Below are 23,342 nucleotides of genomic sequence, written 5' to 3'. Positions count from 1 at the left end.
ACTCAACGGCAGTCGAAGCCTATGCCGGCAAGGTCAGCGCGTGGAGATGTGCTGGCGAACGAACGATACACGCTCGGAAACGCTGGCAAGGGGTAGCGGCACGAGATCATATTCCAAGGCAGCATAGGTCTCTGTCATCACCTGATGCGTTGCTCTCGCCTCCGCCATGCTTTGCTTTCGTTCAGCATCCTGGATGAAAATCTCCGGCCAATGGGGGGCGATGAATACGGTACGGTTATACCGGAAGAGCTCCGCAGCCCGGCATATGTGGGCCGGTGCATCAAGTCCGCACAAAGCCAGATAGCCTAACACGTCCGGAATGCCCCGATCACACAGCACAGGTCCGGCCCGCCTGCTTGCCTCGCGATAGGATCTCAGATCCCAGGTCAGCATCAGTTCCGCGAACGCCTGTCGGTCGATCCATGGAAGCGCGCTACCGCCGATGGTGACCTGATCCTGAATGATTGCGCGGCCTGCTTCCGGCGTGTGCCGGAAACCCTCCAGAGCAAGAGCCTCGATGAGAGAGGTCTTTCCCGATCCCGGTCCTCCGGTAACGATGAACAGGTGATCCGCATGTTCCGGGGATCGATCGAAGCTCTTGCCGACTGTCGGCCGGGGAACCGGTATCCTCACGCCGCGGTCGGGGAACGAAGATAGTTGAACATATGCGGCACATAGTCGGCCTTGCCGATCTCGATCCCCCGGCTTCTGAGGATCGCGTAAGCGGTTACGACGTGAAAATAGAATTGGGGCAGCGCCCAGTCCCTGACATAGTCCTGGCCGGTCATATCGAACGTTGGACCGCCCGGCAGTTCAAGGATCACTCGCCTATCCTCGGTTCCGTCAAAAGCGTCTGGCTCAAGGCTGCCGAGAAACGATAGGGCGTCACCGATGCGGGTTTGCGCTTCGACCATCGATCCTGGTTCTTCACCGGCCGCATGCCCTTCCTGTCCGAGTTGCTCCAGAGCTTGCGGCAATAGTTGACCTTTGAGGCGGAATACGGCTTCCTGCGCCTGCAGACAGGCGAACCGCACCTGCGCTGACAGGGGGAGCATGTCGGGCGCGAGGCGTTGGGCAAGGAGCGCTTCGGCTTCTGACTCCGACGATTGCTGGCGCGCCTTTTCCAGCAATCCTGCGAGCGTTTGCAACATATGCGTATATGTCGGCACGAGAAGATCGGTCGGGGACATGGAAGCTCCTGTAGATGCAAGGAAGCAAGGATGATCGCGTCTAGCACCGACGGGATACAGCGGGCTTTTCTGATCGCATGGCCGGAACTCGCGGGCCAGGCCATTCAGGTCGCGGATCGTCACAGACAAGGTTCATCCCCGCGCCCTCGGTGGCCCGGACGGGAAGTGCGGTCGCGTCGAATCCGTCGAGGCAGAAGATGTTGACCCCGAAGTGATCGGGCGCCGCGCGCTTGCGGTGGAAGACGTAGATGCCGCAACGCCGGCAGAAATAATGTTTCGCGCGGCCGCTGTTCCATACGTAGAGCGAGAGCAGTTGCTCTCCCTGTTCGATATGCAGCGCTACTTCGGGCACTTTCACCATCAATGCGTTGCGCTTCACGCATAATGAGCAATCGCATGTCGTCAATTCGATCGGATCGCTGTCTAGGGTGAAGCGGACCCCGCCGCAGTGGCAGGAACCGGGATGACGGCTTACCATCGGCTCGCTTCTTCCGCGCCGAATGGGTCGAGCATCCTAGCGCCTGAACCGACGCCGGCCGTCTCGTGCTGCGCTGCCGCCAATATGGCCGGTTCGATCACCCGCAGCGCATGATCGACATAGAAGCTCTTCTCGCCCACCGGAGCGACATAATGCATCGCTTCGTGCGTGATGTCGATCGACGCGCCGCGCGCGATGATCCACGCGGCGAGATAAGGCGCGGCAAGGCAGCCGCCCGCTGTCGCGACATTGCCATGAGCGGCGAACGGCGCGTCGATAACGTTGACGCCCGCCTCCACGACACACGGCTTCGTCGTCAGGTCGGTGCAGGCCGGCAGGTCGCCGATCAGACCGAGCCTGGCCAACAGCAACGTGCCGGAACATTGCGCGGCGATCAGCTGACGGGTGGGATAGAGCTGCAGGCGAGCCAGCAAGGCGGTGTCCTCGGCAATCTCGCGCGTCCGAATACCGCTGCCGATCAACACTGCATCCGCCTCACAGGCAAATTCAAGCGGGCGCTGGCGCTGCACGGTCACGCCATTCATGGACGTGACCTGTTTTGACGGGGCAGTGATATGGGCCTGCCAGCCTCGCGGCCGGAGACGGTTGAGGATGGCAGCGCCAATGAAGGAATCGAGTTCATTGAAGCCGTCGAAGGTCAGGACCGCGATTTGCATCAACTGGCACTCCGGCCGCTAAAGAGCGTACGGGTGGCACCGGCAACCCATATCTGTCCGGCATCATCCTGTTCGACGTGGATGCGACCGCTCCTTCCCAGCCGCGTGCCTTGTGCTGCAATGTAGGCATCGTTCACGCGGCCGCTCGCGAACAGCCATTGGCCGAGCGCGGCGTTGAGGCTGCCCGTCACCGGGTCCTCGATCAGCGCGCCATGGGCGTCGCTGAAAAAGGCGCGGACCTCGAATGCTGCGTCACCGCCTGCCGCATAGGGGCCGAGAATGCCGATATCGATTCGCTGGCTCTGATTCCTTTTCGGTTCCACCGCCAGCACGGCATCGGCCGATTCCAGCATCACCGCGATCCAGCCGGGACCATTATCCGCCCACGTCGCACCCATGATTGCGCCACGCTCGATACGCAAAACCTCCGCCACCCGGGCGATGTCTGCTTCCGTGGGAGTGCCGCCGCGCAGCAGGGGCGGCGCAGCGAAGGCAAGGCGTTCGCCGTCGTTCCGGATCTTCACCAGACCTGCGCCGCATTCCTGCACGATCATGTTCCGATCCCTCGGTTGTCCGCCCGCCTCCATCCAAGCATGAGCGCTGCCCAGCGTCGGATGTCCGGCGAAGGTCAGTTCATGCGCAAGCGTGAAGATGCGCACCCTGTAGTCCGCTCCAGGGTCGGTCGGCGGCAGAAGGAAGGTAGTCTCCGACAGGTTCAGCCAGCGGGTGATGGCCTGCATCTCCTCGGTCGAGAGAGCTTCGGCATCGGACAGCACGGCGACTGGGTTGCCGGTAAAAGGGTCGACGCCGAACACGTCGACGAGGTGGAAGGGATTGTTCACGCTGTAACTCCTGTTGCGCAGACGGCTTTTCTAACTGGCGGCACCGGCATCGACAGGCACGGATCGATACGATATCGTCAAACTGTACTGGTCATGAAAGCAGGACGGTGGCGGCAAACCCCAATGAAACGCGGACAGGACGTATCGTCCGCCATATTCGCGACCGGATCGAAGCCCGCACGCTGACGCCCGGCGCGCGGCTGCCATCCATCCGCGCGATGGCGGACACGATGAGCGTCGCGCGCTCGACCGTGGTCGAAGCTTATGAGCGTCTTGCAAGCGAGGGTATGATCCGCTCGCGGCCCGGATCGGGCTTTTATGTCGCGGCTCCGCTGGCTCCGCTGACGCTTGAACGGTTGACGCAAACCGCCGAGCGGGAGGTCGATCCGTTATGGATGCTCCGTCAGTCGCTGGGGGAACGGCGCGCGGAACGGATGCCGGGGTGCGGCTGGTTGCCGGATGACTGGCTCGCAGGCGAGGCGCTGCGCAAGGCCATGCGCGCAATGGCGCGTACAAAGGATGCGGGCGCTCTCGCGAGCTATGCCTCGCCGTTCGGTTCACCTGCGCTGCGCTCGCTGCTCGCTCGCCGCCTCGCCGAACAGGGCGTGGCGGCCTCGCCCGACCAAATTCTTCTCACCGACAGCGGCACCCACGCGCTCGATCTGGTCTGCCGCTTCCTTCTCCAGCCCGGTGACACGGTGCTGGTCGATGATCCATGCTACTTCAATTTCCTTGCCTTGCTGCGAGCGCATCGGGCCAAGGTAATCGGTGTGCCGATGACGCCCAGCGGCCCCGATCTCGCCGCGTTCGCGGAGGTGGCCGTCACGCACAGGCCGCGCCTGTATCTGACCAATTCGGCCGTCCATAATCCGACGGGTGCGATGCTTTCCGCACCTGCGGCGCATCGGCTGCTCCGCATCGCCGAAGCCCATGACATGGTCATCGTCGAGGACGATATTTTCGCCGATTTCGAGCATGTCCCGGCTCCGCGCCTCGCCGCCTTCGACGGGCTGGAAAGAGTGATCCGGATCGGCAGCTTTTCCAAGTCCCTGTCCGCAGCCGTGAGATGCGGCAACATTGCCGCGCGCGGCGACTGGATCGAGGCACTGGCCGATCTGCGCATCGCGACCTCCATGGCTGGTAGCCCCTTGTCGGCAGGCTTGCTCCACACGGTCCTGACGGATGGAAGTTATCGCAGGCACCTTGAATCCGTCCGCTCCCGCCTTGCCCGCGCCATGCCGCGCGTGGCGAAGCGGCTGCGCGACCTCGGTATTGAGCCTTGGGCTGAACCGGGTGCGGGCATTTTTCTGTGGGCACGATTACCGGATGGCGTCGATGCGGTCGCTCTCGCCCGCTCTGCGTTGGCCAAGCAGATCGTCCTTGCACCGGGTGCGGTGTTCAGCGCCAGTGGCGGCTGGCGCGATCATATGCGCTTCAACGTGGCGATGAGCGATGATGATCGCCTGTTCGGTTATTTACGTATGGTGCTACAGTAGGGATTTGCGAGATTTCGGCCGCACACTACAGTCACTTCCATATGTCAGGCTACGATAAGACGCTGCTGACATCGTTGACGCCCTTGCAGCATCGCAGGGCATTTCGAAGGCTGATGCGAAGAAATCTCTCGATACCGTCCTCAGCCTTATCGGCGATGCGCTGGTGAAGGGCGACGAGGTCTCCTTGAACGGCTTTGGCAAGTTCCGCGCAAAGGACAGCGCCGCCCGTGAAGGCCGCAATCCTCAGACCGGCGAGACGATCGTGATCCGCGCTTCCAAGCGCGTTGGCTTCACCGCCGCGAAGGCCCTGAAGGACAAGGTCAACGGATGAACGGGCAGGCAGCAATGACCGACAACCACAACGTCGATGAGTCCACATTGCTGTCGCTCACCGCAGAGATCGTGGCCGCCCACCTCGGCGCCAACCAGGTCACGGCCGCCGACGTTCCGCAGCTGATCGCATCCGTTCATGGCGCCCTCGCTGGCCTGGGCGCGCCCGATACCACGGAGCCTGCGCCGCAACCCGCTGTCTCGGTGCGCGCGTCGGTCAAGTCTGACCATCTGGTCTGCCTGGAGGATGGCAGGAAGCTGAAGACGCTCCGGCGTCACCTCATGACCGCCTATGGCATGACGCCGGACCAGTATCGCGCAAAGTGGAACCTGCCTGCGGACTACCCAATGGTGGCGCCGGCTTACTCAGCTAGGCGCAGCGAACTCGCCAAGGCGGGCGGCCTCGGAAGACGGAAGGGCGCTGCGCCTGCCCACAACCAGATCGCGAAAGACCAGGCTCTGATTTCAGCAAGCAGCGAGGAAAAAACACCGCGCCGCACCCGGCGGAAGCTGGGGATTGCCGTTTCGTAATCTCTGAGTGCCGAAAGCGGTTGGATCGCCGTTCGATCAGCTCAATGCCTCACCCTCAAGATAGCCCTTCCGAGTGTTGCGGTGGGCGTCTCTTGACCCTGAACAACTCAATTAAAGCGCATCCCGAACAATCCGCCGGAATCGGTCGCATCGGTGAGCTTCACGTCAATGACATGCGCGCTGACATCGAAGCCTTCCCGGAAGCCGTCCCTTGGCAACGCGTCCGAGTTCATCGTCACGATGTATTGAAAACCGACACTCGCTGCGTGATCCGCGCCCAATTGCAGCGCCTTCGCCACCTGGCGTTCATCAACACCGTCGAAAAGATGGCTGTCATGCACTAGGAAGCCAGGACCGATACCTCGACGCGCGGCGAGTTCGGCAATCATCAGATCAAAGCAGAATATCTGCATGTTCGTGATGCCCTTACTGCGCTGCCCGTCGATACGAACATCGACTTGGGGGCCGTTGGTGGTTGCGCTGATCGTGAGGCTTCCTGCTTTCTCGTAGAGAGCGTTCGAGAGGTCCTCGAAAACGAGGATGGCCTCTTCAATCAGGCTTTCGCGCTCATGGTGATCGTCCTGGAGCGTCTTGAGCAGCCGGGCGCGCTCGATGTCGAGTTCGGCCTTGGTGCTCTCGATCTCCTCCGCAGTCTTCAGCCGCTGCCGCAGACCCTCGGCATCCGCTTCGGCTCGGCCAGCTTCCTGCTGGAGGAGTGCATAGTGCTCCAGCGCACCGCCAGATTGCAAAATGCCCATCAGTTCGCGGCGTCGCTGGTCCAAGCTCTCGCGGGTCCGATCCCGCTTGCTGATGCGATCTTCGGCAGCCTGTACTTCCGAAGTCAGATGTGAGCGGCGGTTCTGCACGATCGCCTGATGGAATTCTTCCACCTCTTCGAACCGCTTTCCGACCGAACCCGGCAGAACCACGCCTGCCTCACGATAAAGCCGATCGAGGCTGGTAGAAGCCGGCGGAGCCTCGCTGTCGATCGCAGCCTGCAACTGAAGGATTAGCTCTCGGTCGGCGGTATTGTCATCGTTCAGAGTGGAAATCTCGCGTGTTATCCGCGAGGCCTCCTTTTCCATCTCGGTATACTCGGGAACGACGGTGAAAGTGCTGACCTGATCCCGCAGACGCCGGGCGCGTGCCTCCGCAACGGTCATTTTCGTCCGCAAGTCGGCAGCGGTACCAAAATAACGGCCCAGCCCGCCGTCCTTCGCTGCCTTCCGCAACTCGCCCATCGCGCGCTCGCGCGTCCGAACTTCCTGAAATTGCTGCGGGACGGCCGCATCCAGGCCCAGCAGGAAGCTGATGGCGACCTGCTGGTCCCATCCTTGCTGCTTGGATGATTGCTGGGTTGGCGACAGGAAACCATCGCTGTTCTGTCGGCGCACGAAATAGGAAAACAGGGAACGAAACGAGGGCCGGTAACGGACGTTCTCGTCTCCATCGGAATCGGCGTTTAGGCCGAACATCAACGCCCCGAGGACACTCCGCCAGTTCTCGTTGCTGATGATCTGGTCGCCAGTTTTCACGTCCAGCGACGGCGGGATGGGCCAGCTTGCAGCGTCGCCCTGGATCACGACGCGCGATGGCTTGGCTCCGGAGCGGGCCACGTCGACGAGGGTGGTGCCAACGTCGACCCTCGCCTCGAATGTGTGCCCCACCAAAGCACTGGATCGAAAGATGCTGTCCTTCCCGGCATTCGCCCCGAACAGAAAGTGGATCAGCTCGACGAGACTGGTCTTGCCCGCTCCGTTGCGCGATTGCCGATCAGTCGCCCCGGCGCTCTTGTCCGCGAGCAGGATATTAAGGCCGGGACGGAAGGTTAGGCTCTTGAACGTCGGAAGATCACTGCTGAGGCCGTGGATCATGACGCGGTCTTCTGGAGCAGGCCGCGATCGAAATGCACGGCTTTCACCATGAACAGCAGATCGAGAGCCAGCACGAACCAGTCATAGCTGATCGGTGCGGACACCGCCCGATCGGCCCGCGCCGACCTGATCTCATCCCACAACCGCGACACTGTCATCGGCTCGCGCAGACAGCCAAGTACGTCGGCGCCAACCGCGAGAAGCGCCCGATCCGGACGGATATGTTTGGTCGGCAGTATCATGTCACATCGACTCGAATCACATCCTCGAAAATGTCGCAACGCTCAAAAAAATAGGACAGCACGGCAAGAACCGCGCCTTGCCGGGCCGGTTCTCCCGTCATCCCGCCGGCAAACGCTTGAAGCTCGCCGAAGATTTCGTCTGCCGGCAAGCCGGCACCCTTGAGCGCCTGATAGCGCAGTCGGAAGCCCTGCGCGATCTCTTCTCCAAAATCAGGGTCGGGCCATGCCGCGAAGAACGCCTCGACCAGTTGTTCCCGCCGCCGGCCCTGCCGGAGCAGCCCGGCAGCATCCTGCGACAACGCATTGTAATCGAGTTTGGCAGCCGACGGAGCGGCCAGCGGTGGATGGGTGTCTGGCTCCTTGCGTTGAATTGCGAGCAGGACCGGCCGCAAAGCAGCAAAGTCTAGTCGTTCCAACGTCCGATCTGACGGGACAGCTCCGAAAAGATCTTCGAGCTGGTGAAGGGCCAAGCTCATCACGATGGCACGCAATTCCGCTTCGCCGCAGACCGCGAGGACCACGTTCGGGTTCGCCGTCCCTAAATCGGCCAGTTTCTGGACCGCTTGAGCAGCAAGGCCCCGCTGATCGTTGTGGACGAACTCCCACCGCTGCATCCTCGCAGCCCAGTGCTGAATGGCGCCATTGAAGTCTTCGTCAATCTTCGCGAGGAGTGGATCGACTCTCATGGCATCCGGCGCGTAGCATTGGAAAACCGTTCCATCGCTGGCCCGATAGCCGTCACATTTCAAATCGCCGCGCGGACCGTAGGGGCGAACTGGCTGGAAATCGCCGGGGTGGGCGTGGGCCATGATACGGGCGAACAGCGTTTCAAACGCCTTACCCCGCTCCCGCAAGAAGGCATTCTCAAACTTCAGCCCGTACCCAAAGCGTTGCGTGTTATCCAAAACATCCCCCCGTCACCGCCATAGCCGTCCACGGCGCGGTCGATCAATTCGAATTGCAGTCGACCAGACTGGCTATGTGTCGCCGTCCATACTGCGCCTGCAGAAATCGAGCCTCAGGCCGCCATCTGCGCCGCTGCCGCATCATTCGCACCGAACGCATTCTCCCCATCGTCAAACCCGAGGAATCGCGACAGCGCAGCTTGCCGCGACTGGCGATCGAGCGCGTAGGACGTGTGCTTGAACGCCATGCCGTGCAGCAAGCCCTGAATGTAGCCCGAGATCGTATCGGCCGCCATGATGAGCGCGGTGTCGAGCGTGTGGATGTATTTACTCGTCACGCTGTGGCGCGAGTGCCCAACGATCGCGGAGATTGTCGCCTCGGTGAAACCGAGATCATTGCCAAGGCTGGCGAAGCTGTGGCGCAGGACATGGGGCGTCATCCATTCCAGCTCGGTGCCCTTGAAGATCGCCTTCCACTGGCGCGGAAAACCGCCGAATGCCTGATCGTGCTTTCGAATTCCTGGGAACACGAAAGTCTGTTCTTCAACCGGGCGCAGGCTCTCAAGCCTTTCCACGACGCACAGGCCAATCGGGCGAACCGACGCGCCCTCCTTGCTGTCGTTGAGCCGCAGGCAGCTACTATCCGCATCGAACTCGCTCCATTCCAGACCGATGATCTCGCTGCGCCGCGCTCCGGTCAGGGCGATATTGCGAGCGATCTCTACCGTCATGGCGTAGTTGGGATTCCGCCCAGCTTCTTCGAGTATCTCGCCGAAGATTCGATATTCGGCTTCGGTCAGGCGCCGGGTTCGGACCTGGTCTTTCGGTTTCTTCACACCGGCGGCAGGGTTGACGTCGATGATCCCCGCGTCCTTCGCATAGGTCAGGATACCACCGAGCAGACCGACCGTGCGGTTCGCCGTACCGGCCCCGCCCTTGACGATAGAACGGCCACGCAAATTCTTGGTCTTCACGTTTCGCCGGGTCTTACCCGCCATCACATCTTTCAGAACCTTGGTGACGTCGGCCTTGGTCAGATCCTTTACCCGGCGCGTCCCGATCAACGGTACGATATGGCGGAGGATGCGCCCCTTGTCGGAAACGATGGTTCCTGGGCGCTTGGGCCGACCGCCTTTGCCAAGGATCAGACCGGACTCCAGATCCTTGAGATAGAGGTCGCAAAGCTCCTTGACCGTGATTGCCTTATGGTCGAGCTGCCGTTCCTCGGCGGGATTCTCGCCCTGCGCGATGCGCCCCAGAAGCACCTTCGCTTCCTTGCGAGCAAGCTCGGGCGTCCACACGCCATGCAATCCAATCGTGAACCGGCGCGTCCGCCCGAGGGCGCGATACTGGACGAGATAGCTGCGCTTTCCTGATGCGAAGACCCTCAGCCCAAAGCCGGGCAGTTCATCGTCCCAAAGAAAATAGTCCTTTTCCTGGGTCGGTGCGGCATCCACATTGCGCTTGTTGATCTTTGCCATTGCGACGAATCTCCGGCATCTGGTCCTGCTTCCGCGGAAGCACCACGGAAGCAGGTGGGAGCGAACTCCCGGTTAGAATAGCGTACCCACGGCGTATCCTAACTGTAGAAAAAGCTAATGAATATAGAGCATTAGCGCGTATCAGCGTAGATCAAGGTAGATTAGGGAGCCGTGGCGTGGCCCCTGTTTTAATTCTCCGAAGGCAAAGGCCAGTGGTTCGAATCCACTTGGGTGCACCATTTCCGATCGAAAAAGTGCAGGAACGCGATCTTCGCTTTCGTAGCTGCGCGCCAATCCGCACGGTTTTGGATATAGAAAAGCAGATCTGGTCCCTCCTATCCTTATCGTGCTGAGCGGCGACCGCATTACAACTGGTGCCGATCGGCTGCTCTGACCGCACGTCTGGCGATGCGCCGCATCTCCAGTCGATCTTGTCGATGCGCTCCCCCTTTTTCGCGACTGATTGCGATGCCAGCAATACAGGCCGCCCCTCCGCACAGCCAGCCACATGACAGAAATGTAATGTTTGATATGTTGTAACATCATGGACATGTTTTTAGAGAGGCAGGGCAGCCTCCAGCGCGACCGAGCAGGGCGTGGAGGTCAGAACAATGTCGCTCCATCCACCTCGGGGGATTCAAGTCCATGCAATTCCAGTTTCTCGCCGGCTGCGCGCTTGCCGTTCTCGGCGTTTCGACGGCCGCCCATGCGCAAACCGCATCGGATGACGCCGCCGACGGCTATCATCAGGCGGCCCGCACCGACATCATCGTCACCGGCATATTGCCGACCCGCCGCCAGGACATGCTGTCCAGCGTCGCCGTGATCGAGGGCAAGGATCTGACCCAGGCGATCCGCCCGTCGATCGGCGAGACGCTGGAACATCAGCCGGGCGTATCCGCCACCTCCTTCGGCCCCAGCGCGTCGCGCCCGGTGCTGCGTGGCCTGCAGGGCGAGCGCGTCAAGATGCTGACCAACAGCCTGTCGACCGTCGACGTGTCCAACACTTCGGTCGATCATGCCGTGGTCGTCAATCCGCTGCTGGCCGAGCGTATCGAGGTGCTGCGCGGTCCGCAGTCGCTGCTCTACGGATCGTCGGCGATCGGCGGCGTCGTCAACGTCATCGACAAGCGCATTCCGAACGCAATCCCGGACGAGCCGGTCCATGTCGATGCGATCGGCACCTATGGATCGGCCGCGGACGAGCGTTCGGGCGCGGCCTCGGTCGACGTGCCGCTGTCAGGCGGCTGGGTCGCCCATGCCGATGGCAGCTATCTGAAGAGCGACGATGTCCGCATCGGTGGCCATGCCCTCACCCCTGCCCTGCGCGATCAGGCGCTGGCATCGAGCCTGCTCCCCGCCGACGATAGCGAGGAAGCGATCGACTTCGCCGGCAATGCCGCGGTCAGGGGCAAGCTGCCCAATTCAGCGGCCAAGACCTGGACCGCGGGCGGTGGCATCGCCTATATCGGCGACACCGGCAATATCGGCATTTCCTACGACCATTATGACAGCCTCTATGGCGTGCCGATCCGCTTCGCGACCCAGCCGGGCGACGAACAGGAAGCCCCGCGCCTCAGCATGAAGCAGGACAGCGTCAACCTGCGTGCCGAAGTGAATGGCGACGGCAATGTGCTGGACAAGATTTCGCTGCGCCTGGGCTATGCAGACTATACCCATGCCGAGCTGGAAGAAGATGGCTCGGTCGGCACCGCCTTCTTCAGCAAGGGCATGGAAGCGCGTCTGGAACTGACCCAGGCCAAGCATGGCGCCTGGCGCGGCGCGACCGGCGTGCAACTGTTCAACCGCGACTTCAACGTGATCGGCGAGGAAGCCTTCCTGCCGAAAAACTCGACCACGCAGGTCGGCGTCTTCACTCTGCAACAGCTCGATTATGGCGCGCTCAAGTTCGAGCTTGGCGGCCGCTACGAACATACCAGCCTGACCGCCAATCCGCTGGAGGATCAGGATCAGTTCTTTGCCGGCCAGCGCAGCTTCGACGCCTTCTCGGGCTCGGTGGGCGCCTCCTATGGCCTGACCGACAGTTGGCGCATCGGCCTCAACCTGTCGCACACTGAACGTGCGCCGGCCGCCGAGGAACTGTTCGCCAACGGCCCCCACGCCGGCACCCAGGCCTATGAGGTCGGCAATCCCGACTTCAACCTGGAAAAGGCGAACAGTGTCGAGGCGATCCTGCGTGGCAGCGGCGACAATTACAGCTTCGAGGCGTCGGCCTATCACACCTGGTTTTCGAACTTCATCTATGAGGATCTGACCGGCGAGGCGGAGGATGGCCTGCCCGTCTATGCCTTCAACCAGGCGGATGCCCGCTATTACGGCTTCGAAGTGCAGGGATCGCTGACGCTCGCCAGGCTGGGCGACGGCAAGATCGTCGCTGATGGCCTGGCCGACTATGTCCATGCCAATATCAAGAGCGTCGGCCCGGCCCCACGCATTCCCCCGCTGCGCCTGCTCGGCGGCCTCGCCTATCAGGCGACCAAGTTCGACCTGCGCGGCGAAGTCGAGCGCGTCAGCAAGCAGGATCGCGCCGCCGAGTTCGAGACCACGACGCCCGGCTACACCATGGTCAATGCCGAACTGAATGTCCGCCCCTGGGGCAAGGAACGTCCGCTCAGCTTCGCCCTGTCGGCCAACAACATCTTCGATGTGGTTGCCCGTCGGGCATCGTCCTTCCTCAAGGACTATGCCCCGCTCACCGGCCGCGACATTCGCGTGACCGCGCGGGTCAGCTTCTGATTTGAAAGAACCGGGGCGGCTTGGTCGCCCCGGTTCATCGGGCTCAGCGCTCCCTGAATATCGGATAGAGATGATGATAGGGGCTGCGATCAGGTAGCCGGGCCGACAGCCAGTCGAGCCGCGCGTCCCCATTGGCCGCAAATGTCGGATCGGCAGCCAGCTTCGCCTCGAACGCGGCGCGCAACTGCGCATCAGCGGCCAGCAGCGCCTCGGCGATCGGCGCCCGCACGAAATCCTCCGCCCCGGACGGAGCGGCCAATATCTCCGGGAAGAAGCCCCAGGCAAGGAAACTGTCCTGGCTTTCCGGCTCCAGCAGCGCCGCCGCCAGCAGGCCGAGCGGCTGGTCGGCAGGCACCCGCACTGTGCCGACGGGCAGCGTTTCGGTGACGGTCTCGTGCAGCAGCTTGGTGTCCAGCGGGATGCGCGCATCGCGCACCGGCATCGACTGCGGATCGACCAGCCGCGCCCGATCGAGCGTCAGCGTGCGCGGCGCGTCCAGCACATCATAGCGAATGCCATGCAGCGTCAGCCGGTCGATCACCTCGGCCTGCCCTGCCGGAACCCACCATGCCTTGGGCAGGCGCACCGTCTCGACCGGTTCCTGGCCGATGATCGGCATCCGCCAATCGACCGGACGGCCCAGCCATCTCTGTTCCCTGCGTCCGCTCGCCGGCGAGACATAGGTATCGAAGGCGATGCCCTTGAACCGTTCGACCCAGCCGATCGGCTGCGCGGCGGGCTTCCAGCGGGTCAGCATTTCGGCCGGGCGGGAGGCCCGATCGCTGGCTTTCGCCTGCGCGATCACTCCGGCATCCTGTCCGGCCAGCTTCAGCGCCGCCTCGATCAGCACATAGGTGCCCAGCACCCGCTGGCGATAAGGCTTCATCATGTGATTTTCGACCAGCACGGTCGGCACGCCGATGAAATCGCCATAGCCGGTCGAATAGCGCGGTCCTTCGGGCGCCTGACGGATGCCCTTTGTCGGCTCGCGGGTATCGATCGGGCTGGGATAGATGGTGGGGATATGCCCCGCCTTTTCCAGCGCTGCAGTCACGTTCGGCCCGAAACGGCCCTGCAGCCAGTCGGCGGTCGCGCGATGATAGCCATAGCGGCCCCAGCCGGCATAGGTGAAGCTGATGTCATATTGCATGTCGAAGCCGTCGCTGACATGGCAATCGACATAGAGGATCGGATCCAGCCGGCGCAGCAGGCCAATCATCGCCCGGCTTTCGGGCGCGTCCGCTTTGGAATAGTCGCGGTTCAGGTTGATGTTGCGGCTGTTGCCGACATAGCCCTTTTCCGCCGGGCCGCGCAGCGCCGGGAAGTTCCAGCGGCTCATCTTCTCATGCCCGTCGATATTATAGACCGGCACGAACACCAGATCGACCTTGTCGAGCAGGCTGTCCTTGCCGCGCAGCGCGATGTCCCTCAGCAGCATCAGGCCGGCATCCTTGCCGTCGATCTCACCCGCATGGATACCCGCCTGCACCAGCACGACCGGCTTGCCCGGCGCGCCCCTGCTGGCGCGAACCAGCAGCATATCGCGCCCTTCGCCCGTGCGCCCGAAGGTTTCGAGGCTGATTATGGGCGACGCCGCATCCAAGCGCTTCAACCACGCCGCGACCTCGTCATAGCGCGGCGTGGTGGCAAAACCCGCCTGCTCGGCCGGCGTGATCCAGGGATCGTCCTTGTCGACGACCAGCTTCTCGCTCGCACCGGACCAGGGCAGTGTTGGCGGTAGCACCGAAGCGGGCAGCCCCGGCAGCGGTGCCTGGGTCGGCTGCTGCGCGATGGCGGTGCCCGCGAAACACAGGGCGGCGGCCCCCAGAAGACGCATCATCCTCTTGCTCATGTCTCTATCCTTCCGGCTCAGAAGCGGGCGCGCACGCCGACGGTGGCGGTGCGCGGCGTGCCCGGCTGCACCCAGACCGAGCTGTAGCTGCTGGCATACCATGTCTCGTCGAACAGGTTGCTGATCGTCCCGAACAGTTCGACGCCCTCGATCACATCGACGCTGCCGAACAGGCGGAACAAGGTGTGCGACGGCAGGGTGAAGTCCGTGCCCGTCTCGCCGAGCCGTTCGCCGACATATTGCATGCCCGCGCCCAGTTGCGCTCCGCGCCCGGCAACCTCAAAGTGCTTCGCGACCTGGATGTTGAGATTGTGATCGGGAATGTTGATCAGCCTGTCGCCCGGCAGGATCTGGGTGGCGAAATTGGGATCGTTCACCGCTTCCCGCGCCTCGGCATCGGTATAGGCGTAGCTCAGCAGGATATCGATGTCGCCGGGCAGATGGCCGTTCACGTCCAGTTCGATGCCGCGGCTCCGCGCCTTGCCGATCGCGACGGAAAAGCCGGGATTATTATTGTCGCTGGCCAGCACATTGTCCTTGGTCAGTTGGTAGACGGACAGGGTGCCGGTCAAGGCGCCGCCGAGCGCGGTCAGCTTGACGCCGGCCTCGATCGACTGGCTCGTTTCCGGGTCGAAGATATTGTTGAAGAAATCCGCGCCGACATTGGCGCGATAGCCCTGGCCATAAGCGGCGTAGAGGGTGATCGGATCGCTCAGTTCATAGACGATGCCGGCCTGCGGACTGAACCGCTCATATTTGCGCCTGTTATGGCGATTGGCCTCCGCAAGGACGCGGTTGTCGACCTTCAGCGTCAGATTGTCGTAGCGGCCGCCGATGCGGACCTGCAGCCGGTCGGTCAGTTCGATCTGGTCCTGCACATAGACGCCGAAGCTGCGCTGCGTATCCAGACGATTGGTCAGCACCGACGTCGCGGGCAGCGGATATTGGCCATAGACCGGATTGTCGATGTCGATGACATAGCCGGCCTGATCGCTCGGGTTCGTGCTCAGCGCCGGCGGGCGATAGCGGGTGAAGTAGTTATCATATTCGAACTGGTCGAAATCCCCCCCGATCAGCACGCGATGGCGCAGCGATCCGGTCTCGAACTTGCCGGCAACTTCGGCGCGGACCACGCTATGCTCCGCATCATAGCGGCGCGAGCGGCGCTGGCGCGACAGGGAATGACCGTCGACATAGAGTTTCTGGCGCGATGCGGTCTGCTCCGCGTCGGACGAAAAACCGGTCAGCAGCGTGTCGCGATGGCTGGCCCCGATCAGCAGGCTCCAGTCGTCATTGAACTGATGGTCGAGCCGCAACTGGTGGCCGGTGGCGCGCGCCACCGTGTCGCCGTCGCCCGGCTCGCCCAGGAAGCGCGACCGCGGCACGGTGTCGAAATCATTGTTCAGGACGACGATGCCGCGATCGAACGGCACTTCCACGCGGGTCCATTCGAAATCATAGGTCAGGCGCGTCCGATCGCCGAGCGCAACGCCGATCGAGGGCAGGAAGCCCCAGCGCTTCTGCGACACATAGTCGCGGAACGTATCGCCCTTCTCATAATAGCCGATCAGCCGCGCGGTGATGCCATCGGTCAGCGCCAGATTGGCGTCGGCGTCGGCACGGAACCGGTCATAGCTGCCATATTGCAGCGTGCCCGTGCCGAAGGTCCGGCCGATTTCCGCCTGCTTGGTGACGAGGTTGATCGTGCCGCCCGGCTCGCCGCGCCCGATCAGCGCCGCCGCCGGCCCTTTCAGCACCTCGACCCGCTCGATCCCGGCCACGTCGCGCTGGCCGCCAAAGCCGCGCCCTGCATTGAAGCCATTGACCAGATAGCCGCTCGGCAGATTTTCATCGCCGGCAAAGCCGCGAATGGCGAAACTGTCCCACAGCCCGCCCAGCGTATTCTGGCGCGCGACCGAGGCGTTCATGTCCAGCGCGTCGGTCAGCCGCAGGATATTATTCTGCTGCAGCGTCTCCGCGTCGATCTCGGTGATGGCCTGGGGAATTTCCTTCACGGAGAAATCGCCGCGATAGGCCTGGCGCACGCCGTCGACCGTGATGGCGCCCTCGCCCTCCGGCACATGATGAACCGCATCGCCGGTCTGCGCCTGGGCCGGAAGCCAGGCCAGGACAGCGGCCAGCGGCAGGGCACGGGCGATGTGATGAAAGCGACGGGAACGGACGGGCGCAGCGCAGGCGCGCGGCAGGAACTGGATCGACATAATTTCCCCTGAATGAAATGAGACGAAATCTCATTCGCCGCAGCCCCTAGGGTAGCCCCGCCGCGCCCGTCAATGGAAATGTTATATTATTTCATTGACAGATTGCTGCATCGCCGAAATGGTCCGGCGCAACAGCCAAGGAGCCTTGCCCCCATGTCCCTGACCGCCACCGGCCAGCCCATAATATTGTCCGACGTCAACCTGTCCTATGGCAGCCAGCCTGTGCTGCGTGGCCTGACCCTGCATGTCGATGCCGGCGAAATTTATGCGCTGCTGGGCGGCAATGGGGCGGGCAAGTCGACCACCATGTCGACCCTGCTGGGCTTTGCCCGGCCCGACAGCGGCACCGTGCTGGTGGCGGGGCATGACCCGGCGGCGCAGCCCGACAAGGCGCGCGAGCAGATCGCCTATGTCCCTGAAAATGTCGCCCTCTATGAGCATCTGACAGCACGGGAAAATGCCGCCTATCTGCTGGCGCTGGCCGGTCGCCACCCTGCCCCACAGGAGATTGACGGCGCATTCGAGGCGACGGGCCTGCAGGCATCGGCCTGGGACAAGCGGCTCGGCGGCTTTTCCAAGGGGATGCGGCAGAAGGTGGCGATCGCCATCGCGCTGTTGCGCGAAGTGCCGGTATTGCTGCTCGACGAGCCTTCATCCGGCCTTGATCCGCGTGCAACCGCCGATTTCAACCGGCTGGTCCATGACGTCGCGCGCAAGGGGGCAGCCGTGCTGATGGTCACCCACGACCTGCTGTCGGCCGCCGACATTGCCGACCGTATCGGCTTCCTCGAAGCCGGCCGGATCGTCGACGAGGCATCCGCGCAAGGCACGGACCGCTTCGATGTGCGCGACCTGCATCGCAAGTTCGCGCGGGAGGCTGTCGCTGCATGAGCGCCATCACCCTGATCGCGCGCGACGAATTGCGGCTGATGCGGCGCAACCGCGTCGCCGTCATCGCCTTCGCGCTGCTCGTCCTGCTGACGCTCGCCGCGGCGCTCATCAGTTGGTCGCACCAGAGCGGCATTGCCGAAAGCCGCGCCCGTTTTCAGGCCCAGGCGGCCGAGGAGTTTGCGGCGCAGCCTGACCGGCACCCCCATCGCATGGTCCATTTCGGCAATTTCATCTTTCGTCCGCTGCCCCCGCTCGCCGCCTTCGATCCCGGCGTCGACGCCTTCACCGGCAATAGCATGTTCCTCGAAGGCCACCGCCAGAACAGCGCCAATTTCGGCGATGTCCGCCAATCCTCGCTGCTGGTCCGTTTCGGCCAGTTGACCCCGGCCTTCGTGCTGCAGGTGATCGCGCCGCTACTGTTGGTCTTCCTTGGCTATGGCGCCGTCGCGCGCGAACGCGAACGCGGCACGTTGCGCCAGATGCTGGTGCAGGGCGTCACCGCCCGCGCGCTCATCATGGGCAAGCTGCTGGCGCTGGCGATGGTCGCGTCCCTGGTCGGCCTGCCTTCACTGGTCGCCTTCCTGCTGATTGCGGGGCAACCGGGCGCGCTGGCCGGGCCGATGGCGGTGATTGCGCTTGGCTACGGCGCCTATCTGGCGCTCTGGGCGATCATCGTCATCCTCGTGTCCGCGCTGGTGCGGCGCGGACGTGACGCACTGCTCGCGCTGCTGGCGCTCTGGGCGGTGCTGGTCATCCTTCTGCCGCGCATCGCGCCCGATATCGCGGCGCAGGCCCATAGCCTTCCCACCCGGCTGGAAACCGACATCGCCATCCAGCAGGACCTCCATCGCCTTGGCGACGCGCATAATCCCGACGATCCGTTCTTCAACGCCTTCAAGCAAAGAGTGCTGCGCCGCTATGGCGTCGACAAGGTAGAAGATCTGCCGGTCAATTATAGCGGTCTGCTGGCGGTCGAGGGCGAGAAGCTGACATCGCACCTGTTCGACGACCATGCCGATCGCAGCTTCGCGATCCAGCAGGCGCAGAGCCGGCTGAGCGACGGCTTCGGCATCCTCAGCCCGGCTATCTCGTTGCGCCAGTTGTCGATGGCGGCCGCAGGCACCGACCTTGCCGGACATCGCCGCTTCCTTACCCAGGCGGAAGCCTATCGCTACGCCATGGTCCAGCATCTCAACCAGTTGCAGGCCGATGCCGTCAGCTATGCCGACGACAAGGCCAAGGATGCCGGTGCCGACCAGCGCAAGCGCATCTCCGCCGACCATTGGCAGGCGATCCCGCAATTCCTATTCAAACCCGCGACCGCCGGCGCTCTGGTGACGGCCAGCCTGCCCGGCCTGGGCCTGCTGCTCGCCTGGCTGGCGCTCGCACTACTGGCGCTGCTGCCCGTCGCCCGCCATCTCCAGAAAGCCCGTCCATGACCCTCTTCACCCATGAACTGCGCCTGCTGCTGCGATCGCGGATGGCGCTTCTGGCGTTGCTGCTGGTCGCCTTGCTCGCCGCCGCATCGGTTGCCGCCGGCATGGCCGAAGTCGCCCGCCAGCGCGCCGTCATCGCCCGCATTCAACCCAAGCAGGCACAGGATATCGCCGCCGTCGCCCAATGGGTCACCGCCACGAAAGATCCCGGCAACGCCGCCTATTACAGCTTCCATGCCACCTGGGATGCGCCTGCGCCGCTCGCCTTCGCTGCGCTCGGCCTGCGTGACGTGGCGCCCTATATCTTGCGCGTCCGCGCCCTGGGGCTGGAGGCGCAACTATACGATGGCGAGGCCTTCAATCCCGAACTCGCCCTGCCGGGTCGCTTCGATTTTGCCTTCGTGCTGGTCTATCTGACGCCGCTGTTCGTGATCGCCCTATTCCACGACCTCGTCTCGGGCGAGCGGGAAGCCGGGCGGCTGCGGATGCTTGATGCGCTCGCGGGATCGGGACGGCATCTCTGGGCGCGGCGCGTGCTGCTGCGCGGCGGCCTGCTGTTCCTCGCGCTCGCCCTGCCTGTCACCATAGGGGCAATCCTTTCGCATGCGCATTTCTTCCCTCTTCTGGCAGTGCTCGGCCTGGTGGCCCTCTATCTCGCCTTCTGGATCAGCGTCACGCTGTTGGTAGGACGGCTGCGCTGGAGTTCGGTCACCAATGCCGCGACGCTTGCCGGCCTGTGGCTGCTGCTCACCCTGCTGCTGCCGACCATCGCCCATGTCGCGATCAATCGCGCCATCCCGGTCGGCCAGGGCGTGGAACTGACACTCGCCCAACGCGAGGCGGTCAATCGCGCCTGGGACATTCCCCGCGAACAGACGATGCAGGCTTTCTATGCCGGCCATCCCGAATGGAAGGACAGCCCGCCGCTGACCCACGCATTCCACTGGAAATGGTACTTCGCCTTCCACCAGGTCGGCGATGAAAGCGTAGCCCCCAGGGCCATCGCCTACCGCCAGGGGATCGAGGCGCGTGATGCCGCCGCCCGGGCCATCGGCTGGCTGTTGCCCTCGGTCGGCGTGCAGGCGCTGCTCGCCCGCCTTGCCGACACCGATATGCAGGCGCAACTCGCCTATCAGGATCGCATCCGCGCTTTCCATGCCAGGCTGCGCACTTATTATTATGGCTATCTCTTCACCGACAAGCCGTTCGACAAAGCCGCTTTTGAGCAAGCACCGACATTCGACGGCGGCTGACCCGACGTCCACGCACAGCATGATTGTCACCGACCGAGGTAGAGAATGCTCTCCCAGTCGTTTGCAGCCGCATTGGGCCTACGCTTCCACTTGGTTGTCCATGACGACCTTTTTGAGGCCTATTCGTCCTCGTCCAGCTCCGCTCTAATGCCCCCCTACCGAAACGCGGATGGGCGGTGGCACTTCGACATATTGGTCCTGCTGCGGATGTGCACGCGGACGGAAGAAGTCTGTTGCGCGCAGATGCGGATCATACCGGATCGCATCGATATCGGGTATTGGCATGCAGGAAACGCCGCCTGGATGATGTCGTCATAGGCCTGCAAGCCTATAGGGTCCGCCCGGTCCGCGCCAATTGCCCGCCACCATATATGGTCGCCAGATAATGGCAGATTGCAGCGAACTCGCTCATGCAGACGGCTCCGTCGACAAGCAGTGGGAAGATTCCCAATGGATTGTCCGCCAGAAGGGACAGTCCTTTGTCGCACGAATGAAAGAATAGCCTTTTAGGACGCGCGAGTCCCACAAATCTCCGTGCGGTCACGAACATCCGGGAAGTTGAGGTGATCGGTACACGCGAAGATGGCCGCATGCTGGCCTATGCCTCCGGCAATTTCGGCAAGGCGCTGGTTTTCGGCGGCGCGGAACTGACGATCCTGTTCCTGCTCACTGATGTGTTCGGCCTGAGCGGCACGATCGCAGGATGGTTGATGCTGGCAGCCATGTGTGGTGATTTCGTTTTCGATCTGATCGCCGCGCGGCTGGTCATCCGGCTGCGGCAGACCGGCAAGGGCTATCGCTGGATGGTTGCGGTCGCGGCAACGCCCTGCGCGCTGGCCTTCGCCTTTCTCTATGCTATGCCGATGCTGGGCGCGCGGCAGCTATGGATGCTCGCGGCGGCGTTGCTGCTGTTCCGGGGTGCCTATGCGATCATCGACGTGCCGCACAATGCGCTGATGGCGCAGTTAACCAGCGACAGTCGCGCCCGCGGGCGCGTATCGGGTTATCGCTTGTTCTTCAGTACCGCCAGTGCGCTGGTCGTCGCGACCGTCTTGACGCCGTTGGTGCAACGTGCCGGCAGCGACCATGCCTTCGACCAAATGGCACTGGCCGGTGCGGTCGCGGGCGGCCTGTTTGCCCTGACCATGATCCTGTGCGCCTGGACGTCCGGCGGCGGCAGGGCTCGTCCCACGCAACGCGAAGCCGGGCTGGACGGCATCGCTGTGCCGCTGCGCGACCCGATGGTGATCGGCATGGGCCTGCTGGCGCTGTTGACCGGCTTTGCCGCGCCGACCTTCGGACGGACGCTGCTCTATATGGGCAGCTATGTCGTCCACCGCCCCGACCTGGTCGCGACGCTGTTGCTGGCGCTGGCGGCGGGCCAGTTCGCCGGCGTCCTGTGCTGGACTGCGCTCACCGGCCGGTTCAGCAAAAGCATGCTGCTTGCCATGGGGCATACCGTAAGCGTTCTGGGCCTCATCGCTTTCGGCCTCTGCCTGTCCTGGCCGACGGTGCTCCTGGGGTGTGCGGCCGTGATTGGGTTTGGCCTCGCCAGCGTCTTCATGCTGCCCTGGGGACTGCTTGCAGATGCCGTCGATGTCGTGGAATGGCGGCACGGACGGCGGTTCGAAACAGGCTTGTTCGCCTTTTACCTCGTCATAGTGAAGGCGAGCGGCGCCGCTTCGACCAGCCTGATCGGCTGGACACTGGGCTGGCTGGGCTATGCCCCCGGCCAACCGCAAACGGTGACGGTCCAGACTGGCATCGTCAGCCTGGGCTTGGGCATCCCGCTAATCGGCAGCCTCGCCGCCATCCTGCTGATGCGCCGTTTCGCACTGGGCCATGCCCGGCATGGTCGCCTGCTCAACGCGCTAAGCCGGCGCCGTCAGTCGGGTGCCGATCCGGTTTCCGGATTGAACCGCGGATTACTGAAATCCAGCGGCGCGGGGACCACCCTGGCCGGCGGACTGGCGCTTTCCGCCCAGGCGCGGCAGAGCATGTCGCGCAGCATGGCGGCGCCGGCAGCGGTCCGTTCATAGACGAGGGCGCGCACATCCTTGTTGGCGAAGTCGGCGAAGCCGTCCCGCTTTTCGAGTTGATAGACATATTCCATCCGGTCGCCGGCCTGATCCAGAAAGGCGAGGATCGCGTCGAACATGTCGCCGTCGCGATGGCCGCGCGCGCCGATGCGCGGCGCGATATCCGCCACGGTCAACTTCATGCCATCGACGAACTGGCTTTCGAAGCGGCCATGGATGCTGCGATCGCGGGTGTAGCCCCTGGGATTGTCGCCGCGCCAGCCATCCGAATGGACCGAGTCATGCAGCGGCTGGGCGCCGTCGCCGATATAATGGCCAAGGCGGATCGTCTGGAAGGCGCAATGCTGGGCCGGGACGGATATGTCGCCCCCTTCGGCCTGCGCCTTGCGGACGTATCGCATGCAGACGACGAGCCGGTCATAGGCCTCGACCGCGGCATAGGGCAAAGTGCCGGTCCAGCGGACATTGGTGCGCGCGGCGGTCGCCGGATCGCTGTCCTTGATCGTCTCATGGCGCTTGTAGAGCGCCAGGATGAATTCGTAGCGCGAGCGCGGGATCGGCTTCACGAAGCGGAACTGCTCGCGGAACCAGCCATGATTGGGATCTTCCTCCATCTTGGAGAAATTCTCCGAATCCCCTCGCCAGCTGTCGGGCAGCGAAGCGGAGGCGGCAATATAGTCGGTATAGGCCTTGAGGAAGATGGGGCCGTCCTGCGGGATGGCGTCGAGGGCGGCGCGATCGATCACCGCATGGGCGGTGCCGCCCCAGGCCATGGCGGCGCCGGGGCTGAACGCCAGCGCACCGAGCGCCAGGGCCAAGGTCAGTTTACGCATCATCATGCCTCCC

20 protein-coding genes and 1 pseudogene are annotated in these 23,342 nt (G+C 63.3%); 8 read left to right on the top strand and 13 right to left on the bottom strand.

The features are described from left to right. Positions 1 to 33 precede the first annotated feature (33 nt). Genes GGQ90_RS19135 through GGQ90_RS19115 form a run of 5 tightly spaced genes read right to left on the bottom strand, consistent with a single transcriptional unit; the run spans position 34 to position 3,187 of the window. Positions 34 to 633, bottom strand: coding sequence for an AAA family ATPase (locus tag GGQ90_RS19135; protein ID WP_425506121.1), 600 nt, complete (start codon positions 631 to 633; stop codon positions 34 to 36). Beyond that, positions 630 to 1,190: a DUF1993 domain-containing protein gene (locus GGQ90_RS19130; RefSeq protein WP_070933750.1), complete on the bottom strand. Its 561-nt coding sequence runs from the start codon at positions 1,188 to 1,190 to the stop codon at positions 630 to 632. The genes GGQ90_RS19135 and GGQ90_RS19130 overlap by 4 nt, the downstream gene beginning before the upstream one ends. 40 nt (positions 1,191 to 1,230) lie before the next feature. Then, complete coding sequence (locus GGQ90_RS19125) at positions 1,231 to 1,668, bottom strand: GFA family protein (RefSeq protein ID WP_084653076.1); 438 nt, start codon at positions 1,666 to 1,668, stop codon at positions 1,231 to 1,233. Continuing rightward, a complete protein-coding gene (locus tag GGQ90_RS19120) occupies positions 1,662 to 2,345 on the bottom strand; it encodes a DJ-1/PfpI family protein (RefSeq protein ID WP_084653073.1) in 684 nt (227 codons plus the stop codon). The genes GGQ90_RS19125 and GGQ90_RS19120 overlap by 7 nt, the downstream gene beginning before the upstream one ends. Next, positions 2,345 to 3,187, bottom strand: coding sequence for a PhzF family phenazine biosynthesis protein (locus tag GGQ90_RS19115; protein ID WP_070933749.1), 843 nt, complete (start codon positions 3,185 to 3,187; stop codon positions 2,345 to 2,347). The genes GGQ90_RS19120 and GGQ90_RS19115 overlap by 1 nt, the downstream gene beginning before the upstream one ends. 107 nt (positions 3,188 to 3,294) lie before the next feature. Between GGQ90_RS19115 and GGQ90_RS19110 the strand changes: the two genes are divergently transcribed. From GGQ90_RS19110 to GGQ90_RS19100, 3 genes are all read left to right on the top strand, one after another. Further along, positions 3,295 to 4,683, top strand: coding sequence for an aminotransferase-like domain-containing protein (locus GGQ90_RS19110; protein WP_070933748.1), 1,389 nt, complete (start codon positions 3,295 to 3,297; stop codon positions 4,681 to 4,683). A 70-nt stretch (positions 4,684 to 4,753) separates the two neighbouring features. Further along, positions 4,754 to 5,014, top strand: coding sequence for an HU family DNA-binding protein (locus tag GGQ90_RS19105; RefSeq protein ID WP_070933747.1), 261 nt, complete (start codon positions 4,754 to 4,756; stop codon positions 5,012 to 5,014). A 14-nt stretch (positions 5,015 to 5,028) separates the two neighbouring features. Then, the gene (locus tag GGQ90_RS19100; RefSeq protein WP_084653071.1) at positions 5,029 to 5,544 is read left to right on the top strand and encodes a Ros/MucR family transcriptional regulator; all 516 of its coding nucleotides are present in this window, start codon (positions 5,029 to 5,031) and stop codon (positions 5,542 to 5,544) included. Between the two features lie 107 nt (positions 5,545 to 5,651). Here the strand turns inward: GGQ90_RS19100 and GGQ90_RS19095 are convergent, their stop codons facing one another. From GGQ90_RS19095 to GGQ90_RS19080, 4 genes are all read right to left on the bottom strand, one after another. Further along, positions 5,652 to 7,418, bottom strand: coding sequence for an ABC-three component system protein (locus tag GGQ90_RS19095; RefSeq protein ID WP_070933746.1), 1,767 nt, complete (start codon positions 7,416 to 7,418; stop codon positions 5,652 to 5,654). Then, entirely contained in the window at positions 7,415 to 7,660 is a 246-nt protein-coding gene (locus GGQ90_RS19090; RefSeq protein WP_015460380.1) for an ABC-three component system middle component 6, read from the bottom strand. The genes GGQ90_RS19095 and GGQ90_RS19090 overlap by 4 nt, the downstream gene beginning before the upstream one ends. Continuing rightward, positions 7,657 to 8,565 carry an ABC-three component system protein gene (locus GGQ90_RS19085; protein ID WP_015460379.1) on the bottom strand — a complete coding sequence of 303 codons (909 nt, stop codon included), beginning with the start codon at positions 8,563 to 8,565 and terminating at the stop codon, positions 7,657 to 7,659. Before GGQ90_RS19085 ends, GGQ90_RS19090 begins: the two co-directional genes overlap by 4 nt. Positions 8,566 to 8,678: 113 nt before the next feature. Then, positions 8,679 to 10,046: a tyrosine-type recombinase/integrase gene (locus GGQ90_RS19080; RefSeq protein ID WP_015460378.1), complete on the bottom strand. Its 1,368-nt coding sequence runs from the start codon at positions 10,044 to 10,046 to the stop codon at positions 8,679 to 8,681. Between the two features lie 645 nt (positions 10,047 to 10,691). Between GGQ90_RS19080 and GGQ90_RS19075 the strand changes: the two genes are divergently transcribed. Continuing rightward, complete coding sequence (locus GGQ90_RS19075; RefSeq protein WP_188083565.1) at positions 10,692 to 12,803, top strand: TonB-dependent receptor; 2,112 nt, start codon at positions 10,692 to 10,694, stop codon at positions 12,801 to 12,803. Positions 12,804 to 12,846: 43 nt separating this feature from the next. Here GGQ90_RS19075 and GGQ90_RS19070 read toward each other — a convergent pair whose 3' ends face one another. Beyond that, complete coding sequence (locus GGQ90_RS19070; RefSeq protein ID WP_188083564.1) at positions 12,847 to 14,655, bottom strand: M14 family metallopeptidase; 1,809 nt, start codon at positions 14,653 to 14,655, stop codon at positions 12,847 to 12,849. Between the two features lie 17 nt (positions 14,656 to 14,672). After that, positions 14,673 to 16,877 (bottom strand): TonB-dependent siderophore receptor, encoded by a 2,205-nt coding sequence (locus GGQ90_RS19065; protein WP_188083563.1) that lies wholly within the window; start codon positions 16,875 to 16,877, stop codon positions 14,673 to 14,675. 153 nt (positions 16,878 to 17,030) lie between these two features. On the opposite strand from GGQ90_RS19065, the gene GGQ90_RS19060 reads away from it, so the two are divergent. The 3 genes from GGQ90_RS19060 to GGQ90_RS19050 are packed head-to-tail and all read left to right on the top strand — an operon-like array spanning position 17,031 to position 20,457. Further along, a complete protein-coding gene (locus tag GGQ90_RS19060; protein WP_188083562.1) occupies positions 17,031 to 17,768 on the top strand; it encodes an ABC transporter ATP-binding protein in 738 nt (245 codons plus the stop codon). Continuing rightward, a complete protein-coding gene (locus GGQ90_RS19055; protein ID WP_188083561.1) occupies positions 17,765 to 19,207 on the top strand; it encodes an ABC transporter permease in 1,443 nt (480 codons plus the stop codon). The genes GGQ90_RS19060 and GGQ90_RS19055 overlap by 4 nt, the downstream gene beginning before the upstream one ends. After that, positions 19,204 to 20,457: a DUF3526 domain-containing protein gene (locus GGQ90_RS19050; protein WP_188083560.1), complete on the top strand. Its 1,254-nt coding sequence runs from the start codon at positions 19,204 to 19,206 to the stop codon at positions 20,455 to 20,457. Before GGQ90_RS19055 ends, GGQ90_RS19050 begins: the two co-directional genes overlap by 4 nt. Positions 20,458 to 20,785: 328 nt before the next feature. Here the strand turns inward: GGQ90_RS19050 and GGQ90_RS29850 are convergent, their stop codons facing one another. After that, positions 20,786 to 21,007, bottom strand: coding sequence for a glutathione S-transferase N-terminal domain-containing protein (locus GGQ90_RS29850; RefSeq protein WP_343053900.1), 222 nt, complete (start codon positions 21,005 to 21,007; stop codon positions 20,786 to 20,788). 40 nt (positions 21,008 to 21,047) lie between these two features. Between GGQ90_RS29850 and GGQ90_RS19045 the strand changes: the two are divergent. Next, positions 21,048 to 22,283 (top strand): annotated as a pseudogene (locus tag GGQ90_RS19045) (MFS transporter); the annotation flags it as partial. A 59-nt stretch (positions 22,284 to 22,342) separates the two neighbouring features. On the opposite strand, the gene GGQ90_RS29845 reads toward GGQ90_RS19045, so the two are convergent. After that, positions 22,343 to 23,329 carry a phospholipase C/P1 nuclease family protein gene (locus tag GGQ90_RS29845; protein ID WP_343053899.1) on the bottom strand — a complete coding sequence of 329 codons (987 nt, stop codon included), beginning with the start codon at positions 23,327 to 23,329 and terminating at the stop codon, positions 22,343 to 22,345. Between the last annotated feature and the right edge of the window lie 13 nt (positions 23,330 to 23,342).

Source organism: Sphingobium scionense, assembly GCF_014197035.1.
GTDB classification, from domain to species: domain Bacteria; phylum Pseudomonadota; class Alphaproteobacteria; order Sphingomonadales; family Sphingomonadaceae; genus Sphingobium; species Sphingobium scionense.
Note: the sequence above shows the minus strand (reverse complement) of the source record. Positions and strands in the feature narration are given on the sequence as shown.

Bases quoted from the DNA above. Each gene is read 5' to 3' on its own strand.
- GGQ90_RS19130 (WP_070933750.1), bottom strand. From the start codon at position 1,190: ATGTCCCCGACCGATCTTCTCGTGCCGACATATACGCATATGTTGCAA.
- GGQ90_RS19125 (WP_084653076.1), bottom strand. From the start codon at position 1,668: ATGGTAAGCCGTCATCCCGGTTCCTGCCACTGCGGCGGGGTCCGCTTC.
- GGQ90_RS19120 (WP_084653073.1), bottom strand. From the start codon at position 2,345: ATGCAAATCGCGGTCCTGACCTTCGACGGCTTCAATGAACTCGATTCC.
- GGQ90_RS19100 (WP_084653071.1), top strand. From the start codon at position 5,029: ATGACCGACAACCACAACGTCGATGAGTCCACATTGCTGTCGCTCACC.
- GGQ90_RS19095 (WP_070933746.1), bottom strand. From the start codon at position 7,418: ATGATCCACGGCCTCAGCAGTGATCTTCCGACGTTCAAGAGCCTAACC.
- GGQ90_RS19090 (WP_015460380.1), bottom strand. From the start codon at position 7,660: ATGATACTGCCGACCAAACATATCCGTCCGGATCGGGCGCTTCTCGCG.
- GGQ90_RS19080 (WP_015460378.1), bottom strand. From the start codon at position 10,046: ATGGCAAAGATCAACAAGCGCAATGTGGATGCCGCACCGACCCAGGAA.
- GGQ90_RS19075 (WP_188083565.1), top strand. From the start codon at position 10,692: ATGCAATTCCAGTTTCTCGCCGGCTGCGCGCTTGCCGTTCTCGGCGTT.
- GGQ90_RS19070 (WP_188083564.1), bottom strand. From the start codon at position 14,655: ATGAGCAAGAGGATGATGCGTCTTCTGGGGGCCGCCGCCCTGTGTTTC.
- GGQ90_RS19065 (WP_188083563.1), bottom strand. From the start codon at position 16,877: ATGTCGATCCAGTTCCTGCCGCGCGCCTGCGCTGCGCCCGTCCGTTCC.
- GGQ90_RS19060 (WP_188083562.1), top strand. From the start codon at position 17,031: ATGTCCCTGACCGCCACCGGCCAGCCCATAATATTGTCCGACGTCAAC.
- GGQ90_RS19055 (WP_188083561.1), top strand. From the start codon at position 17,765: ATGAGCGCCATCACCCTGATCGCGCGCGACGAATTGCGGCTGATGCGG.
- GGQ90_RS19050 (WP_188083560.1), top strand. From the start codon at position 19,204: ATGACCCTCTTCACCCATGAACTGCGCCTGCTGCTGCGATCGCGGATG.
- GGQ90_RS29850 (WP_343053900.1), bottom strand. From the start codon at position 21,007: ATGTTCGTGACCGCACGGAGATTTGTGGGACTCGCGCGTCCTAAAAGG.
- GGQ90_RS29845 (WP_343053899.1), bottom strand. From the start codon at position 23,329: ATGCGTAAACTGACCTTGGCCCTGGCGCTCGGTGCGCTGGCGTTCAGC.